This window comes from Rickettsia tamurae (genome assembly GCF_000751075.1).
Lineage (GTDB): Bacteria > Pseudomonadota > Alphaproteobacteria > Rickettsiales > Rickettsiaceae > Rickettsia > Rickettsia tamurae.
Map to the genome: position 1 here is coordinate 135,626 of NZ_CCMG01000002.1, position 16,383 is coordinate 152,008.

Below are 16,383 nucleotides of genomic sequence, written 5' to 3' on the forward strand. Positions count from 1 at the left end.
ATTTTCGATACTAACTTATCTTAAAAAAATGTCAATTTAAATTAGTTTTATTATTCAAAAATAATTGCACCGGCATATTTTCACTATTTTCTATAAGGAAATGATAATATTGTTTTGCAAGATCCACAGCATCATAACTACAGCAGGACTGAATAGCAAGTTTTAAACATTCTAGTTTTAACTCTACATCATTTCTAAACATACACAACTCACCAATAATTTATTTCGTTAATATTAGCAAAATTACTGCTAGTTATCAACAAATTCATGGATAGAGCTATAGATTCTATCTCCAGATAAGCACAGTTTTAGATGAATTACAGTTTTTTTTATTATGGCTTAAAACTCCACTGGCAATGTAAAAATTAGGATGTTAATGTCATCATTAGTAAAACTTATCTATTAATGGAAATATCACTTAATTAATATGAATAATAATTGTGCTAATCAAAGATTATATTGGTCACTCTCTACTCCCCTAAAATATATGGCCTTAAGCTTAGATGAGTGGTTAGTTATCTTACTTGGTATAGTACCTGGGATAGTGTTACTAAATAGCGGACATGCTAAGCTTGGGATGATATGCATTATAGCTGGAGTTGTACTTTGTTATGCATTTAAGAAGTTTAAGAAATTATCGGAATATTTTGTACTTAAGAGTTATTTAGTCGCTAAGAAATGGCTATATGCTCCTACTTCTTATCCTAATTTGCTTGGGAAAAAGGTAGGTAAGTAATGGATCATTTATTTAAGCAAAGCTCTATTCAGCAGCTAGTTAAGTATAATCAGAGATTATTGTTTATCACATTGCTGCTTGCAGTTACGAGTCTTCTTGGGATGATTAAACAGTTAGCACGGAAGAAAAATGGTTATTAATTCCGGCAATAGAGCCAGATCGTCGGAGATAGTATCGTCCAAGAGCTATCATGAGACCTATCTTAAAGAATGGGCAGTTTTTGTAATGAAAGAATTATTTACTACTTCGCCAGAAGGAGTAGAGAGGCAAATAGCGGATATGAAGGTGGTATCTAGTAATACAGAGCAATTAGATAAGTTTTTTAAAGAACATTTAGATTTTGTTAAAGGCTCTAATGTTTCATCAGTATTTTTTCCTAAAAAAGTAAAAGTCATTGCGGATGGAGTATTAATTAACGGCACATTTCGTTATTGGTTTTCCGAGAATAAGCATGTCGCAGCTGATAAAACTTATTTATTAACTTACAAGCGAGGAGCTAATCATTTGTTGTTACTTACTGGTATTAAAGAAGAAGAGGTAAATAAGCAATGAAGAGTTTGAAGTCAGAATTGCAGATCTTAGTAGTTTTTGTTGGCATAATGCTTGCAAGCTTTAGTAGTAATGCTTATGGGATAAGCTATATGTTACATGCTGATTCTTTGTTAGAGCTGCAAATAGCAAAAGACGCTCCAACTAGGATTAATATCGAAGGAGAAAAAATTAATGATATCTTTATTCATCCGCAGGAAGCTGCGGAAGTAGCTGTACATGATTCAGGCTGTTTATTTATTTTACCGCAGCAGACCCAAGCTAAGCTTTACTTAACCCTAATTGGGGAAAATGGTACAGTACAAGATTTAATGCTGAATTTTACTAAAAGCAAACCAACACCGATTAGACTCATTAAGTTTGATTTAGAAAAAGAAGTAACAAAGTTAACTAATAATAATGAAGAGAAGCATCATGAATGTAAAAAACAAAAATGTAATAGAAAAAAAATAATAAACAGTGTTTAAGAATAATATATCCTTTATTGCCAGTATTATTAATTTTTTGTGTAAATGTAATACTATCTGAAGTAGCTTTAGGAGAAACATTAGAAGGACAGTTAGATCGCATTGGTGGGCTCTCTACCGGTAAACTTAAAACTATCGGGATATCCAGGGGCAACGATTTTGTCCTCAATCTGGGCAGTAGTCAGGGGTAATTTAAGGCTTGCTGGAGCAATTGTAGCTATTGGTATTATTTTAGGATTTTATTTAGAGTGGGTCTCTAGTGGGATGAAAATCAGTTAGATAATTAGGATATTGATTAAAAGCAATGGATCAAGAGTTCAATAAGCAGGAAGAATTACAAAGTACAGTAGAGGACCATAAATTACCATCTACATTTAGTAAAAGATTATCAGGACTCATAGAGATAATTAAAAACAGACCATTAGTAACTCTAGCTTGCATAGGCGTAATAATGCTTTTGGTGTTTTATGGATTGTCAGAAAGTGAGGTCAAAACTTCCCGAGGTTTACAAGAAGATAGACAATCAAGGGAAATATCCGGAATAGAAAAGGCCATAGATCCAAGGGCTAAATGGACTGCAGAAATATTAAATGAAGTTAAAAACATGCAGAATCATTTAGAGAAGCTAATAGAGAATAAATATTTAGAAACTAAAACTAAAATTGATGATTTTAGTCAAAAGTTAGAATCATTAGAGAAGCCTCATGAAGAAACTATATTATATGATGGCAATGATTTTAATAATAATCAAAAAATAGAAGATTTACTAGATAATAACTTTGAGCAAAGCATTGTTGCTGCTCCTACTGCTCCAGTAAAAAGATTACTTGGCTATGTAAAAAGAGCTGACTTAAGGATAAAAAAAGACGTTAAAGATTATATTACTACCGGCAGCTTTGCAAGAGGGGTGCTGCTTACTGGAGTAGTAGTTGGAACCGGCACTAATAACTCAGCATCTCCTGAGCCAATAATGATAAGGCTTGTTGATACAGCTATTTTTTCTAAAGGGTATAAAACGGAGCAAATCAAAGAAGCAATTTTAATTGGTTCTTGCACTGGGGATATTTCATCAGAGCGGGCTAGTTTTGATTTAAAAGATAATAAAGAGGCTGACAAAGTAGATAGATTACTGCCACCAACTACTACTGATTATTCGCAAAAGGCAGCAAATTATAGTAATTATCAAAATTATTCTGGGAATAAAGTGACAAGTTTTTCTAAGGCAAAAACTAAATTGCAAGAACGTTTTATTAAGAATAATGATGATTATGAAATGACAGATATTGATTTGCAATCAGAACAACAATATCCGGGTAATTTTTAATGAATAATAAAATAATTAATCTGCTGTTTGTTATTAATGTTAAGCTTTATCGCTTCTGGTTGTAAATTGATGCCATATAGGAATGATTTTGATTGCCCGCTGCCCCAAGGACTAAAATGTAAATCTTTATATGAAGTAAATAAAATGGCTGATTTTGATATGTTCAATCCAAATAATAATGATAAGTATAATTTTAAATCTAGATGCTTTGGAAGGTATAATAATGACATCAGGAATTGATAAAGATTTTGCTCGGGAAAGACTAGCTAAACATTTTGTTTATGAATCATATGATGAGGAGAGTAGCTTGTTTTTTAATAGAGCTTCAGTAGGATTTGTCCTGCTTGGCTGGCCACTGGTTGGGGCAAGCTTGCAAGCTCAAGGAGAGATAGCTGAATTTTTAAAAAGTGAAGAGAATTTACCGGCAGGCAGTAGTTTTCAAATATTGATGATTGGCTCTGATCATATAAGAGAATATCTAGATAACTGGCAATTACATAGAAAAGGTACAATCTTTACTGAGCTTAGCAGTAGAAGAGTAAAGTTTCTAGAGCAAAAAGCAAAGGAAGAGGGAAATATCAAAGATGTCGTTTTATTAATTTCAGTCACTATTCCGACGCTGACGATTGATATTAATGAGATGATACGAAGAAGAGAAGTATTGCAAGATACATTTAAATCAATTGGTCTTACTACTTATAATGTTGAGGCAACATTGCTATTAAAATTTGTCCGTTTAATATTTGGCTGGAGAGAAGAAGAGCATCCTGAAATTAACCCTTATGAAATATTATCTGAGCAGATTTTACCTGGTAATTTTTCTTTATATGAAAAGGAAGATTATGTAAGTCTTAATGATAATCAAATATTTATAAGCTTAGAGGCAGGAAAAAGACCTTCTGAGTGGCGTTTATCAGCTATGGATTTGTTTTTAGGTAACGCGCTAAGACGAGATGAATATATTAGAGCAAATTTTTTAATTCATTTTGGTTTGCAGATTATACCAAATCAGTTAGTGGCTAAAACATCTGCTATTACCAAAAGAGAAGCTTTAGAGAGAAATATTAATGCTGGGATGGGAAAATTCTTTCCTAATTTGCAGCTAGAAGCACAAGATTTAGCAGGAGCAGTAGCGTGCTTGCAAAGCGGTGATAGAGTAGTAAATATCCACTTAAATGTCATGATGTGGGATCAGAAGAATAAAGCCAAAGGATCAGCATCACAGTTTTGCTCACAGCTTCGTCGAAGTGGCTGGTATTTTGTCCCTTGTAAATATGATCATTTAGCGGTGGTACTTGCTAGTTTACCGATGCAATTAGTTGAAGCCATACCAAATTCTTTAGCCTCTCAGTTTAATAGATTCAATAATATATTTAACAAAAAGATTCGGGGAGTCGGCGTAGCATTATCAAATCTTGGTAGAGGCATAAGGACTATTGCCTCAGAAAGTAAGGTGTTACTTCCTATCATTGGTGAATGGAAAGGGGATTTGAGCTCTCCTGGTATGCTACTTACTGGTAGAAGGGGACAGATTATGTATTGGTCTCCATTTGGTTCAGCATTAATTGGCTCAAATTTATATAACAGAGCTACAACTCCAAATGAGAATTTTAATCTTTGTATAGCAGGAGTACCAGGATCTGGTAAATCAGTATTTATGCAGGAGTTAATGCTATCGATTTTGGGTATAGGCGGCAAAGTATTTGTTCTTTATTATGGTAGATCATTTAAAAGAACTTGCTTATTATTAGGTGGTAATTATATAGAGTTTGATGTGAAAAATCCGCTATCAATTAATCCATTTTCAGAAATTCCAGCAGGCGGCAGCGAAGACTCAATTGAAGCACAAGCAGATTTTCTTGCAAGTTTTCCATCGATTTTAGCGACCATGGCAGCTCCACAATATGGCACTAATGATTTGCAACAACCAATGCTACAAAAAGCGTTAATAGCCGTGTGGCAAGAAAAAGGCAATAAAGCTGAGATAACTGACATAGCAGATTGGCTTTTGCTACGAGAAGAATCATATGCACAGGAACTTGGTAATATGTTGTTTCCATTTACCAGAGATGGTCAATATGGCAAATTTTTCAGTAACAAGGCACAATTATCACTAAACTCAGATATAGTAGTAATTGAAACTGATCATCTTCGTAGTAGCCCAGGGCTACTTGCAGTGATCGTGCAAATCATGATTGTTCATATTAACCAGAGCATGGTTAAAGGTGATAGGAAGCGTCCCTTTCTAATCATGATTGATGAAGCATGGAAATTACTATCTGGCAAGAGATCTGGAGAATTTATTGAAGAAGCAGGAAGAATAGCAAGAAAATATAATGGCTCAATTACTCTTGCTACTCAGCAATTAACTGATTACTTCAGGGAAGCAGGATCTGCTGCAGAAAAGGCATTTGAGAACTCATCACATAAAGTTATTCTTAAGCAAAATCCTGAGAGCTTTAAAGCAATGAGAGCAAACCCTAAGCTTGCAGGTTTTGTTGATGAAGATTGGAAGCTAAATTTACTGCAATCAATTCATTCAAACCCGCCGCATTATAGTGAAGCAGCGATTTATGGACCTAATGTCCATGGAGTTGTAGCAAGGTTAATGTTAGACCCATTTACTCTGATGCTAACATCTACTAATGCTAGGGATTACCAAGCTATAGAGGGTAGAATGATTCAAGGCTTAAATGCAACGGATGCAATTAATAGTATCATGGAAGAGCGAGGCTTGGCTTAAAGTGATTAGAAAATATGGGAAGATATTTAGCTCTAAAAATTATTATAATCAGCTTTTTTATTTTATTTTTAGCTATATTGCAAGTCAGTAATGTTAATGCAGATGGTGTTAATAAGCTTGGCAAAAGTAAAAGCAGTAAAATATTAGATTATGGTGTTAGAGGTCATATATTTCCAATTATTGAAGAATCTTTACTAGAGATAATTATGGCGAGGCTCAAAATAGCAGAGCAAAATGGTGCATTAGAGAAAATGCAGGAAGAATTTAAAAATAAAGTACAGCAAAAAATCTCTAGACCAACTGCTATCTTAACTTTAGCAAAAACAAGCATAAACCGAAATTGGCACTATGATCCGAGCTTTATACAAAAGACAGATATAAAAGATCAAGCGGGAAAGATCATAGTAAAAGCTGGAACAAGTGTAAATCCTTTAGAAAAAATATTAATATTTATTGATGGAGATGATGAGCAGCAGATTAAGTGGAGTAACTCAAAAATAGGAAAATTAGTACTCACGAGTGGCAATCCTATTAAGCTGGCAAAAAAGTTAAATAAGCCAGTGTTTTTTGATCAAGGTGGCGTGCTTACTACTCGTTTTAAAATAAAAGCAGTACCGGCTATTGCCTGTCAGGAAGGCAAATTACTTAAAATTAGCGAAATCAAGATTAATTGAAATATTATAGTATTTGAGTAAAAATTAAGGTGTGAATAAAAACTGATAAAATCCGGAGGTAATCTATGAAGAAGTGGCAATTGCCAGAAGCAAAGAAAAATTTAGAAAAGATAATAGATCATGTATTACAAGGTCGGGTGCAAGCAATAGTAAAATCTAGTGGAGAAGTAGTATATCTAATCGCAGGTGAGAAAAATAATATGATAGCAGAGCAACCAAAGGTAGTTTATCAAGCAAATACAGATTTAATAACTTCTAAAATACACAAGTAATAATGAAATTAATAATGTTTATTATAATTATTTTGCTTGGTAATTATAGTTATGCATCGATTGGCTGCGTAGGAAGATTTGTAAATCCAATCACTGATGTTTGCTGGAAATGTTTATTTCCAATTACTATCGGAGGAGTAAAAATTGTGTCAAGTTCTATGGCTGATACTAATAACCCAAGGCAAATTGTTTGTTTTTGCCCTAAGCCTTCGATTCCGATGCCGGTTCCTGGAATTCCAATTGGATTCTGGGAGCCGGTAAGACTGGTGGATGTAACTAAATCTCCGATGTGTATGGTAAGCCTTGGAGGCATTAATCTTGGTACCAGCATGCAAAAAGGTGTTAAGGATGACATAGAGGGAAGTAGCTTTTATCATGTTCACTGGTATATATATCAGGTTATTTACTGGCTTGAGATCTTACTTGATTTTGCCTGTTTAGAGATGTCACAAGTAGATATCGCATATTTAACTGAATTTGATCCATTATGGGGAGATGATAATAAGGCTGCTATATTAAATCCTGAAAGTTTATTATTTGGAAGTATTACAGCTCAATCAGCTTGCATAGCTGATTGCATTAGCTCTAGTTCTGGTAATCTTTCTAACGATGTAATGTTTTGGTGTTCAGGCTGTCAAGGTTCTCTTTATCCATTTACCGGTACAACTAGCTCTCATAATGGCGGAGTTGGAACTTCTGCATTAATAGTAGCTAAATTTATGGCTAAGTTACATAGGCAGTTGTTATTATGGGGATATATGGGGAGTAGCGGATTATGCGGTAAATATCCAACGCCAATAATCAAGAAGGGCCAATATAGACTGCAGATGACTTACCCAATCCCTGCAATTCATTCTTGTAAAAAAATTGGCGAGACTGAAACTACCTGGCAGGGTGCACGCGAATTCCCAGTTAAAGGTGAGGATTTTGGTCATTTGATTTGGCGTAAAAGAAATTGCTGCCTCTTTTAAGGCTATAATGATATGACAAGATACAGAAAAATATGCAATTTAACCTAAAAACAATAATTTTAACTAGTTTACTAATTCTAGGTAGCACAAATGCTTTGGCAGAACAAGAAAAATTATTACAGAAGATAATACAGCCTAAAACATATAATCAAATCTATATTTTTGTCTCATTTTCAATGCCGGATTCAGCATTAAAGAGTTATTATATTGAAGCAGAACAAAAAGGCATAAGACTTGTAATGCGAGGTTTAAAAAATAATTCTTTTTTAGAAACTAAAGCAAAAGCCGATGAAATTAATATTAGTTTTGATATTAATCCAAATCTATTTGAGGAATATCAAATTACTTCTGTACCAGCAATAATAGTGAATAGTGAAGGCACGGGAGTAAAAAGACTAACTGGTCACATATCATTACATGATGCATTAGAAATTATGAACAAAGAAAATTCATGAGGTTCACATTTTTATCAATGATTATTGTATTGTTCAGTTTTAATGCAATTGCTAACATTCAAGATAGTTATAATCAAGCAATAGGGTATCAAAATAGTATTAAGCTTGGTAATCCTGATCAAATGGGCAATAAAGTAATATTTGATAAAGACGCAGATATTTCAAATTTAAGTAATATGAGTGATCAAGATTTAACAAAGCAAGGTAGTCAAATGTTAAATAATAGTTCAGCAGGTCAATTACTACAACAAAGTGAGCTTAAAAAAATAGATGCACTACAAGAATACGACCTTAATGCTAAAAATCCATTAATTAGTAATTCAGCTAAGATTGAGGCAGATCCATTAAGTCATACTGAAGGGACTGCACTTAATGCTAGTGAAAAAGTAATTAAGACTAAAATTAGTAAGAGTTGCAGCGAAGGAGTAGAATTTGAAGTAGATATCATCAGGAATCTCATACTAGATGCTGAATTAATAGATAAATGGGGAGATTGGCAGGATAGAAGTATAGCATTTTCAGGCCTTGAGATAAGTAATAGCCATCGTCACTGGCTTTATCCTATTTTTTGGAAAAAGAAAAGAAGTTTAGGTAAGCGTAAAACAATATACAGCATGCATATGCATAATAATCAAGCTATAATGCTTGATGTAAGAGTAGCAATTGCTGGTAAGTTAAATACTTCTCTTGATCATATTGATACATATATCGGCATTTCTCCTCAAGGAGAAGGAGCATTAACTGAAGGCTGGGATAGAGATATAGTTAAGTGGGATAGATATGTTTTTACTTATAAATATCGTGATAAAATCAAGGAATTTAGAGAAAAAGGCCAGTACTGGCAAATAGTTAATGAATGTCATGAAATAAAACGTATCTGTTTAGAGAGTGGTAATAAGATATTTTTTGATAAGTACAATGTTAATCGTCCATGCTGGCGAGAGCAGATTAAATATCAATGTAGTAGCGAGCCAAAAGATGGGTGTAATTATTTAAAGCAGCAAGGTTGTGAACTTGTAAGCAGTAACTGCATTAAGCAAGCTGCTAGTATCTGTTTGCAGTGGAGTCGAAATTATAGCTGTTACATTGAGAAAAAAGAGCTCAGCTCTTCTATAGCAGGATCACAAATGTTTTGTTTAGGAGGGGATTGTCATACTGTAACTATTGTGCCTAATACTGATATGGGGAATGTTGGGTATCTTGCAATGTTAAATGAAATGAAAAAAGATATGCAGACAAATCCGATGATGGTTTTTAAAGGTACAAGCGATAATTGTCGTAAAACAAATATTGGTAATTTTCTTAATTGTTGTTCTGGATTCAAAGGTTGGGGTAAGGATTTAGGATTAAGTAGGTGCAATGCAGAAGAAAAAGCCTTAGCCTTAAAAAGGGCAAAAGGTCAGTGCTACTATGTTGGTACATATTGTGCTAAGAAAGATAAAATATTTAAGACATGTATTACCAAGAAATCTACTTATTGTTGTTTTAATTCAAAACTTGCACGAGTATTTCAGGAACAAGGCAAAAAACAATTAGCTATTGGTTTTGGCACAGCACAACATGCTAATTGCAGGGGGTTTACAGTAGAAGAACTGCAAAGAATAGATTTTTCTAAGTTTGATTTAGAGGAGTTATTTAGTGATTTACTTGATCATGCTAAAAGTAAAATGCATAAGAATTTTCCGCAGCAACTAAAAAACCAAATACCTATAATGCAACAGCAAAGATTTAATAATAATCATACTGATTCAAATTTATCCTATTAAAATAATGAAGTGGCTGGTAAACATAGCAAATAAATCATTACTAGCCATTACATTACTAGTAATTAATTTATGGTTATTAATCAATGATTGGTCAAATCATGCATTTGCTGGTACTATAGACTTAAATGCTAATAGTGTAAATAAAATGACAGGATTAGATTTAGCAAGCAACAATGAACTAAAAGATAGCACTCAACCAACAGGTTTTCTTTGGTATAATGAAGATTTGTTTCAAACAAGAGAAGTAATAAAGCTAGATTCAGTAGTTACAAAACAGGACTTTACTGAAGCACCTTATGATCAAAGAATAAATAAATTAAAGCAGGAATTTTCTAAAGCTCAACGCAGAGCACTTGATAATCCAACACTTGCCAATGTTATTATTGTTCAAAGGTTACATAAACAAATCTTAGAAAAATCACATAAATTTGCTACCATGTGGCAACTAGCAACGATATTAGATTACAAGCTAGTAAACATGGATGAACCAGTAAATTCCTTACATAAAAAATTATATGAAGTAAGGCAAGAAGAAGAAAACAGCAAAAAACTAAGATTGTTAGCTAAGAATTGGGGATTAATTATGCAAGTAAATCAAGGATGCAATTACTGTCAGGCATTTACCCCTATTGTAAGAGAATTTGCAGATAAATATGGCTTTCAATTAATTTTTGTAAGTAATAGTGAAACTAGATTTCAAGGGATGCCAACCATTAAAGATACCGGTTTGTTAAAAACACTAAATCCTGCAAAGCTTGTACCGGTATTATATTTAGTCGATAGCAGCGGCAAACAAATATATCTAATTGCAAAAGGCATTATTAGTGAAAATAAAATTGCTGAAAATATTTTATTGATAGTGCAGTACTATAATGTACTAAAGGTTAGTGATTATGATTGGTAACAATAAGTTTAGAAGAGTGATCTACATAAAACATGTGATGCATATTCTCATTATAGTTTTATTGTTACAAGTAACAACTTATGCTTGGGACTTACAGGATGTATTTGAAGGGATGAGCGTTAATGTAACTAAACCTGGTTCATATCAATCTCAAGCTGCTGGCTATTATGCAGCAGGAGGGCTATCAATGCGGACTAGTAAAACAGCTTTTAATCCAATCTCTATAACTCCGCCAACACTGACCATGAGCTGTAGTGGTATTGATTCTTATCTTGGCAGTTTTTCGATTATTTCAGGAGGTGAGTTAGTACAGCTAATGAAAAATATTGGTACGCAAGCAAAAGCTTATGCATTTTCATTGGGCCTTAAGACCTTTGCTCCGCAAATAGAAAATGCCCTGAAAGATTTAAGAAATCTTGCTATGGAAATGAATCAATTTGCCAAATCTGATTGTGAGATGACTAAAGCTATTTTCGCTTCCATTTTGCCTAAAGACTCAGCCATGAGAGAATCAGTTTGCAAGGATTTACAATCCAGCTCTGGCTTTGATTATTTTGCCGCAGGAAAAAGATGTAGAAACGATCTAGAGCAAAAACAAGCTTTAGCTAAAGCTCAAGCTAAAGATCCAGAATTAATGCTTACTGATTATAATATTTTTACTAAAGCAGCAGATAAAGTAGGCATCCCTGAAAATATGAGAAGTAGCATTATGTCAATGACTGGTACTATTATAGTTAGAGATAATAATGTGCATTTCTTTGAGTCACTTGCTCAAAATGAAAAAAGCTGGATTACGCATTTAAAAGGTGGAGAATCTGCCTCAATTTATGCTTGTGATAATAGTAGTTGTTTAAATCCCTCTTTAAGACGCAATATTGTTATTTCGCCAGATCAATCATATCAAGGCAAGGCTAAAACAAAGCTTGATGACTTAAAAAGTAAACTTGCAAGCAACAATGAATTCAGTAATGCCGATATTGCTTTTTTATCCTCTATAGGGGAATCGTTTCCAATATATGATTATATTACTTTAGAAGCGATATCTGGAGTTACTATTTTAGATAGCTCGTCAGAATTAGTGACTAGCTACAGCTTGTTGCAGCATTTAAAGGAAGTAGTATCTGAGGTAAGAAAAGCAGTAACTATGCTACAATCTAAGCAGGTAGCACATCATCATTTAACTGCTTATTTAAAAGCCCTAAATAAAGTACAAGCTTTTGCTCAAGAGAAATGGAGTAATATGTTAACTAGTAGTGATCAGATTGATAGAAGAGCAAGATTAATAGAACAACACTTAATCGCAAAAGAGCGAACTTAAATATCGCAAGAGAGAAGTTTAAAAAAAAGTAATTATAAATTAATAATTTGATACCTAAAAAATAAATAATAATCAGCTAAAATAACAATCGACTGTTAGAAACAGTAAGCAAAAAAATATAAAAAATATGACAGATTATATAATACATACATTTGGTGGAGGAGATATATTATGGCAGGTTTTTAATGGTATAGCTAGAGTATTTAGCTCAAATAGCGAGTATTTTACTCCAGTAGGACAATTCGCTTTGACAATTGGTGGTATTTGGGCAGCAACAAGGGCTATTTTTAGAGGTAATATTGGTATTTTTGCCATGGAATGGTTCTTCCCATCTTTATTTATTTTTATCTTTTTATTTGCTCCAAAAGCAAATGTATGGCTGAAAGATGAAATATCAATCAATAGGCATTGCTTTATTTGCATCAGTATAATAATTTTTCTGAGCAACAGTCTGTAGGGCAAGAAATAGCAAGAACTAAACAAAATATCGAGCAATTAAGCTATAATATGAATTACGTGTCTCAAAACTCCGCTTCTATTGATCGCAATTTAAATGAGCCGGTATTAAATAGCATAATTGCCAAAAATATCCCTGGAGTAAGTAGTAAAGAGCAGGCTGCTATGTGGGCGAGTACTCATCAACAAGAAGCTGAACAAATAGCTTTAAACATAGCTAAAATTAATAATACTATACCGCAAAACTTAAGCTCAGTAAGTAACATCAATATTCCATCTAAAGAAAGCTTGCGATCAAGTTTTGATAAAAAAACTAAACAGTTAAATGATCAAGCTGCTATTAGTAGTATTGATGATAGAAAAAATGATATTTATGATACAAGTATAGAACAAATGCTTATTCAAAGTACAGATAATAATGAAGTAGAAAAAGTAAAGACTCTAGAGCAGTTATCTGATAAAGTAAAATATAAGAGGGAACAACTTGAAGATGAATTTAATAAAACTCCTAAATCAACGATTATAAGAACTGGCCAGCAAATAGCAGATAATATTGGCATTAGCGATAAGGCGATAAAGAAAAGAAATATTAAACTACCAGGCTATAAAAATGAAAATAATTAAAAAGAAATCTATACAAAATATCAAAAAATTAGCATTCATATTTATCTTACCATTAATATTTCCGTGCTTTTGCAGAAAATACTACTAGTATTGTTAATGAAAAACCACAACCAATAGATACACAAAGCAAGATTCAAGATCCCAATATTTTAGCAGAAGAGTATTTTAATATTGGAAGATCTCTTTATAAATTAGGTAAATATGAAGAAGCAATTAAAAATTATAATTTAGCCATTAAATATAAATCTGATTGTGCTAAATGCTATAACAATAAAGGCATGACTTTAAATACATTAAAACAATACCAAGAAGCAATAGACAATTATGACTTAACTATTAAGTATGATTCTAGTTTTGCAGAAGCATATAATAACAAAGCAAATGTATTATGCACAATAGGAAAGCATCGTGAGGCAATAATATCATACAACCTCGCTATAAAAAATAAGCAAGACTTTACAGCAGCTTATAATAATAAAGGTAGTGCATTAAATGACTTAGGAGAATACCAAAATGCAATAGAAAATTTTGATACTGCTCTTAAATATAATCCTAGATATCCGGAAGCTTATTACAACAAAGGAATATCTTTGATGTCTTTATGGCAACATCAGGAAGCGATAGAAAACTATGATTTAGCTATTAAATATAAATCTGATTATGCAGATGCTTACAACAATAAAGGTGCGGCTTTAATAAACTTAGGAAAATATCAAGAAGCAATTGAAACCTGTAATATAGCCATTAAATATCAGCCCAATTGTGTAGAAGCATACTATAACAAGGCTATCTCTTTAAACATATTAAAAAAACATCATGAAGCAATAGAAAATTGTGATTTAGCAATCGAATATGATCCTAATTATATAGCATCATACTTAGAAAAAGGAGTATCTTTTAGAAAATTAGGTAAATATGAAGAAGCAATTAAGAGCTACGACTTAGCTATTAAGTATAAATCTGATTATGCTGAAAGTTACTTAGAAAAAGGTATTGTTTTAGTTAATTTAGGTAAACATAAAGAAGCTAAGGAAAATTTTAATTTAGCTATTAAATACAAACCTAATCTTATAGAAGAATATGAAGCAATAATTAAAGCTTTAAGAAAATTAGGTAATGATCTTATGGCTGATGAGTTTGAAGAAAAATCAAAGATATTAAAAAATAATTTGTAATTCTATGCAACCACAAAATCAAAATAATTTTACTCGTGGTTCACAAATTTTTGCTCATCAGATGAGAATGCTTGGGCAAGGCAGTATTAATGCTTTAATAGTTGGATTGGTATTTACTGTATCTTGGCTAATATGGCGAGTATTTCAGAAATTATCTTTGATGAGTCTATATTATTTTGTCATAGAACGATACACACAATTAAAACTTGCTATAGGAGAACATTTTTATCCTATAGATCAAATAGGTATTAAATTCTATTATTTAGAGCAAAAAGCTTGGGTTTACCGTAATGCTGAAGAATTTGTTCATAAATTTTGGCATGTTACACCGCATTCGCATAATATCAATAAATTTGGGCAATTTTTATTGCATTCAGCTTGGCAAGAAGGTATTATTACTTTTACTATTGGTCTGTTTACTGCTATCATCTTTTTTATGTATCGAGGTAAAAAAGCTGTTATTCAAGATAAGATCAGGGGAGCAGATTTTGTAGAAGCAGGTACTTTAGCAAAAATGCTTTATAAAAACAAACAAGCTGCTAATATTTGCTTTTCTGGGTTGCCATTAGTTAAAAATAGTGAAAGGAGACATATTCTTATTACCGGTACTACAGGTAGCGGTAAAACCAATATGATAAATGAGCTATTACCTCAGATTAGAAAAGAGCGAGGTAGAGCAATTATTGTTGATTTAACAGGTAGCTTTACTGATCGATTTTTTGATCCCAAATGTGATAAGATACTTAATCCCTTGCAAGAGAATACTTCAGCATGGCTGCCGTGGAATGATTGTCATGAAATTTGGGATTTTAATGATATAGCAAGTAGTTTTAGTAATTATAATCCAAAATTAGATGATTTTTTTGCTAAAAGTGCTGAGCTAGTATTAGCTGAAGGATTAAGATTATATCATGATAGCAAAGACATCAAAAAGCTAATAAATACTATTCTTTATGCAAATAATAAAGAATTTGTTAGGATCTTTAAAAATAGTGCAGTAGCCGGTATAATTAGCAGTAGTGCACCTGAGACTTCTTCAGGTATTCAAGCAACTATTAGTAAAAATATTGAAGCTCTGCAACATTTAAAGCCTGATGGTAGTTTTAGTATTAGAAAGTGGTTTACTGCGGACAAAGGTTGGTTATTTATAACTAGTACTCCTAATCAACGAGTAATGCTACGACCACTTATTGCTGCATGGATTAGCATAGCGATAAAAGCATTAATGAATAGGAACATCAATAATACTCATAGTAATATGTGGTTTGTGATTGATGAGCTGCCAGCTTTACACAAGATATCTTCACTCCCTATAGCTTTAGCTGAAAGCAGGAAATATGGTGGCTGCGTTGTTGCAGGCATGCAGAATATTCATAAATTAGAGGAGATATATGGTCATGCAGGAGCAGCTTCAATGCTTGATTTATTTGGCAGTAAATTTATTTTTCGAGTGAGTTGATCAGCAGACAGCACATAAATCAGCTTTAATGCTTGGTGAGCAAGAAATTATTGAAACTCAAGAGAATCTCTCTTATGGTGCTAACTCCATGCGTGATGGAGTAAATATGCATAGCTTAGAGAAAAGAAAATTATTAGTAATGCCATCTGAAATTATGAATCTACCAGATCTTACCTTGTTTGATAGGGGGGGGGATTTACCTTATAAAGAAAAATCCTATTATAATGCCCCTTTAAATCGCTAATTTAGTATTATTAGTTTTAGAGGTAAGCTGTGTATAAAAAACTTTTTTGTTATTTCAGAATTTTTATAAATGATTTTTCAAACAGCAGAGTAAATTTTACAAGAAATATGTTTACTCTAAAGAACTAATAAAAGCTTCATCAAGACCGGTTACACTAGAAATTAAAGAAACATTACAACCTTGAGCTAACATTTTCTTTGCTACCTCTACTGCTTTATTATATTCCCCTTCAGCTTTTCCTTCAGC

At 32.7% G+C, this 16,383-nt stretch carries 15 protein-coding genes and 4 pseudogenes; 17 read left to right on the top strand and 2 right to left on the bottom strand.

All coding sequences use genetic code 11. The features are described from left to right. Nucleotides 1-31 precede the first annotated feature (31 nt). On the bottom strand, nucleotides 32-202 hold the full coding sequence (locus tag MB29_RS11115; protein ID WP_215426139.1) for a hypothetical protein: 171 nt from the start codon (nucleotides 200-202) through the stop codon (nucleotides 32-34). A 225-nt stretch (nucleotides 203-427) separates the two neighbouring features. On the opposite strand from MB29_RS11115, the gene MB29_RS00740 reads away from it, so the two are divergent. The 17 genes and pseudogenes from MB29_RS00740 (at nucleotide 428) to MB29_RS07905 (ending at nucleotide 16,137) form a co-directional block, all read left to right on the top strand. Next, a complete protein-coding gene (locus tag MB29_RS00740; protein ID WP_008579908.1) occupies nucleotides 428-736 on the top strand; it encodes a hypothetical protein in 309 nt (102 codons plus the stop codon). Next, nucleotides 736-1,288 (top strand): annotated as a pseudogene (locus MB29_RS07890) (TraE/TraK family type IV conjugative transfer system protein). Before MB29_RS00740 ends, MB29_RS07890 begins: the two are co-directional and overlap by 1 nt. Then, on the top strand, nucleotides 1,285-1,752 hold the full coding sequence (locus MB29_RS00750) for a hypothetical protein (RefSeq protein ID WP_215426140.1): 468 nt from the start codon (nucleotides 1,285-1,287) through the stop codon (nucleotides 1,750-1,752). Before MB29_RS07890 ends, MB29_RS00750 begins: the two are co-directional and overlap by 4 nt. Nucleotides 1,753-2,056: 304 nt before the next feature. Further along, the gene (locus tag MB29_RS00760; RefSeq protein WP_032138651.1) at nucleotides 2,057-3,076 is read left to right on the top strand and encodes a TraB/TrbI/VirB10 family type IV secretion system protein; all 1,020 of its coding nucleotides are present in this window, start codon (nucleotides 2,057-2,059) and stop codon (nucleotides 3,074-3,076) included. Then, nucleotides 3,076-3,316 (top strand): annotated as a pseudogene (locus MB29_RS13600) (conjugal transfer protein TraV). The gene MB29_RS00760 and the pseudogene MB29_RS13600 overlap by 1 nt, the downstream one beginning before the upstream one ends. Continuing rightward, nucleotides 3,300-5,819, top strand: a complete 2,520-nt coding sequence (locus MB29_RS00765) for a TraC family protein (RefSeq protein ID WP_032138683.1) — start codon at nucleotides 3,300-3,302, stop codon at nucleotides 5,817-5,819. The pseudogene MB29_RS13600 and the gene MB29_RS00765 overlap by 17 nt, the downstream one beginning before the upstream one ends. Before the next feature lie 14 nt (nucleotides 5,820-5,833). Further along, the gene (gene traW, locus MB29_RS00770; protein WP_032138652.1) at nucleotides 5,834-6,493 is read left to right on the top strand and encodes a type-F conjugative transfer system protein TraW; all 660 of its coding nucleotides are present in this window, start codon (nucleotides 5,834-5,836) and stop codon (nucleotides 6,491-6,493) included. Between the two features lie 65 nt (nucleotides 6,494-6,558). Beyond that, complete coding sequence (locus tag MB29_RS00775; protein ID WP_032138653.1) at nucleotides 6,559-6,765, top strand: type II toxin-antitoxin system prevent-host-death family antitoxin; 207 nt, start codon at nucleotides 6,559-6,561, stop codon at nucleotides 6,763-6,765. Nucleotides 6,766-6,767: 2 nt separating this feature from the next. Continuing rightward, on the top strand, nucleotides 6,768-7,736 hold the full coding sequence (traU, locus tag MB29_RS00780) for a conjugal transfer pilus assembly protein TraU (RefSeq protein WP_032138654.1): 969 nt from the start codon (nucleotides 6,768-6,770) through the stop codon (nucleotides 7,734-7,736). Between the two features lie 32 nt (nucleotides 7,737-7,768). Continuing rightward, complete coding sequence (trbC, locus tag MB29_RS00785; protein ID WP_032138655.1) at nucleotides 7,769-8,191, top strand: type-F conjugative transfer system pilin assembly protein TrbC; 423 nt, start codon at nucleotides 7,769-7,771, stop codon at nucleotides 8,189-8,191. Nucleotides 8,192-8,208: 17 nt separating this feature from the next. Further along, nucleotides 8,209-9,957 carry a conjugal transfer protein TraN gene (locus MB29_RS00790; RefSeq protein ID WP_407690035.1) on the top strand — a complete coding sequence of 583 codons (1,749 nt, stop codon included), beginning with the start codon at nucleotides 8,209-8,211 and terminating at the stop codon, nucleotides 9,955-9,957. 1 nt (nucleotide 9,958) lies between these two features. Next, nucleotides 9,959-10,861: a conjugal transfer protein TraF gene (locus MB29_RS00795; protein ID WP_032138657.1), complete on the top strand. Its 903-nt coding sequence runs from the start codon at nucleotides 9,959-9,961 to the stop codon at nucleotides 10,859-10,861. Beyond that, nucleotides 10,851-12,179, top strand: a complete 1,329-nt coding sequence (locus MB29_RS00800; RefSeq protein ID WP_032138658.1) for a conjugal transfer protein TraH — start codon at nucleotides 10,851-10,853, stop codon at nucleotides 12,177-12,179. Before MB29_RS00795 ends, MB29_RS00800 begins: the two co-directional genes overlap by 11 nt. Nucleotides 12,180-12,306: 127 nt before the next feature. After that, nucleotides 12,307-12,636, top strand: coding sequence for a conjugal transfer protein TraG N-terminal domain-containing protein (locus MB29_RS00805; RefSeq protein ID WP_032138659.1), 330 nt, complete (start codon nucleotides 12,307-12,309; stop codon nucleotides 12,634-12,636). Beyond that, nucleotides 12,597-13,259 carry a hypothetical protein gene (locus MB29_RS00810; protein WP_032138660.1) on the top strand — a complete coding sequence of 221 codons (663 nt, stop codon included), beginning with the start codon at nucleotides 12,597-12,599 and terminating at the stop codon, nucleotides 13,257-13,259. Before MB29_RS00805 ends, MB29_RS00810 begins: the two co-directional genes overlap by 40 nt. A 170-nt stretch (nucleotides 13,260-13,429) precedes the next feature. Further along, nucleotides 13,430-14,434, top strand: coding sequence for a tetratricopeptide repeat protein (locus MB29_RS07900; protein ID WP_458693810.1), 1,005 nt, complete (start codon nucleotides 13,430-13,432; stop codon nucleotides 14,432-14,434). 4 nt (nucleotides 14,435-14,438) lie between these two features. Beyond that, nucleotides 14,439-16,137: pseudogene (locus MB29_RS07905) on the top strand (type IV secretion system DNA-binding domain-containing protein). A 111-nt stretch (nucleotides 16,138-16,248) separates the two neighbouring features. On the opposite strand, the pseudogene MB29_RS12255 reads toward MB29_RS07905, so the two are convergent. Further along, nucleotides 16,249-16,383: pseudogene (locus tag MB29_RS12255) on the bottom strand (Rpn family recombination-promoting nuclease/putative transposase); the annotation flags it as partial.

What these genes read in the sequence shown, in the direction of transcription:
- MB29_RS00790 (WP_407690035.1), top strand. Translation starts at nt 8,209, where the DNA reads ATGATTATTGTATTGTTCAGTTTTAATGCAATTGCTAACATTCAAGAT.
- MB29_RS00800 (WP_032138658.1), top strand. Translation starts at nt 10,851, where the DNA reads ATGATTGGTAACAATAAGTTTAGAAGAGTGATCTACATAAAACATGTG.
- trbC (WP_032138655.1), top strand. Translation starts at nt 7,769, where the DNA reads ATGCAATTTAACCTAAAAACAATAATTTTAACTAGTTTACTAATTCTA.
- MB29_RS11115 (WP_215426139.1), bottom strand. Translation starts at nt 202, where the DNA reads ATGTTTAGAAATGATGTAGAGTTAAAACTAGAATGTTTAAAACTTGCT.
- traU (WP_032138654.1), top strand. Translation starts at nt 6,768, where the DNA reads ATGAAATTAATAATGTTTATTATAATTATTTTGCTTGGTAATTATAGT.
- MB29_RS00765 (WP_032138683.1), top strand. Translation starts at nt 3,300, where the DNA reads ATGACATCAGGAATTGATAAAGATTTTGCTCGGGAAAGACTAGCTAAA.
- MB29_RS00760 (WP_032138651.1), top strand. Translation starts at nt 2,057, where the DNA reads ATGGATCAAGAGTTCAATAAGCAGGAAGAATTACAAAGTACAGTAGAG.
- MB29_RS00740 (WP_008579908.1), top strand. Translation starts at nt 428, where the DNA reads ATGAATAATAATTGTGCTAATCAAAGATTATATTGGTCACTCTCTACT.
- traW (WP_032138652.1), top strand. Translation starts at nt 5,834, where the DNA reads ATGGGAAGATATTTAGCTCTAAAAATTATTATAATCAGCTTTTTTATT.
- MB29_RS00750 (WP_215426140.1), top strand. Translation starts at nt 1,285, where the DNA reads ATGAAGAGTTTGAAGTCAGAATTGCAGATCTTAGTAGTTTTTGTTGGC.
- MB29_RS00805 (WP_032138659.1), top strand. Translation starts at nt 12,307, where the DNA reads ATGACAGATTATATAATACATACATTTGGTGGAGGAGATATATTATGG.
- MB29_RS00775 (WP_032138653.1), top strand. Translation starts at nt 6,559, where the DNA reads ATGAAGAAGTGGCAATTGCCAGAAGCAAAGAAAAATTTAGAAAAGATA.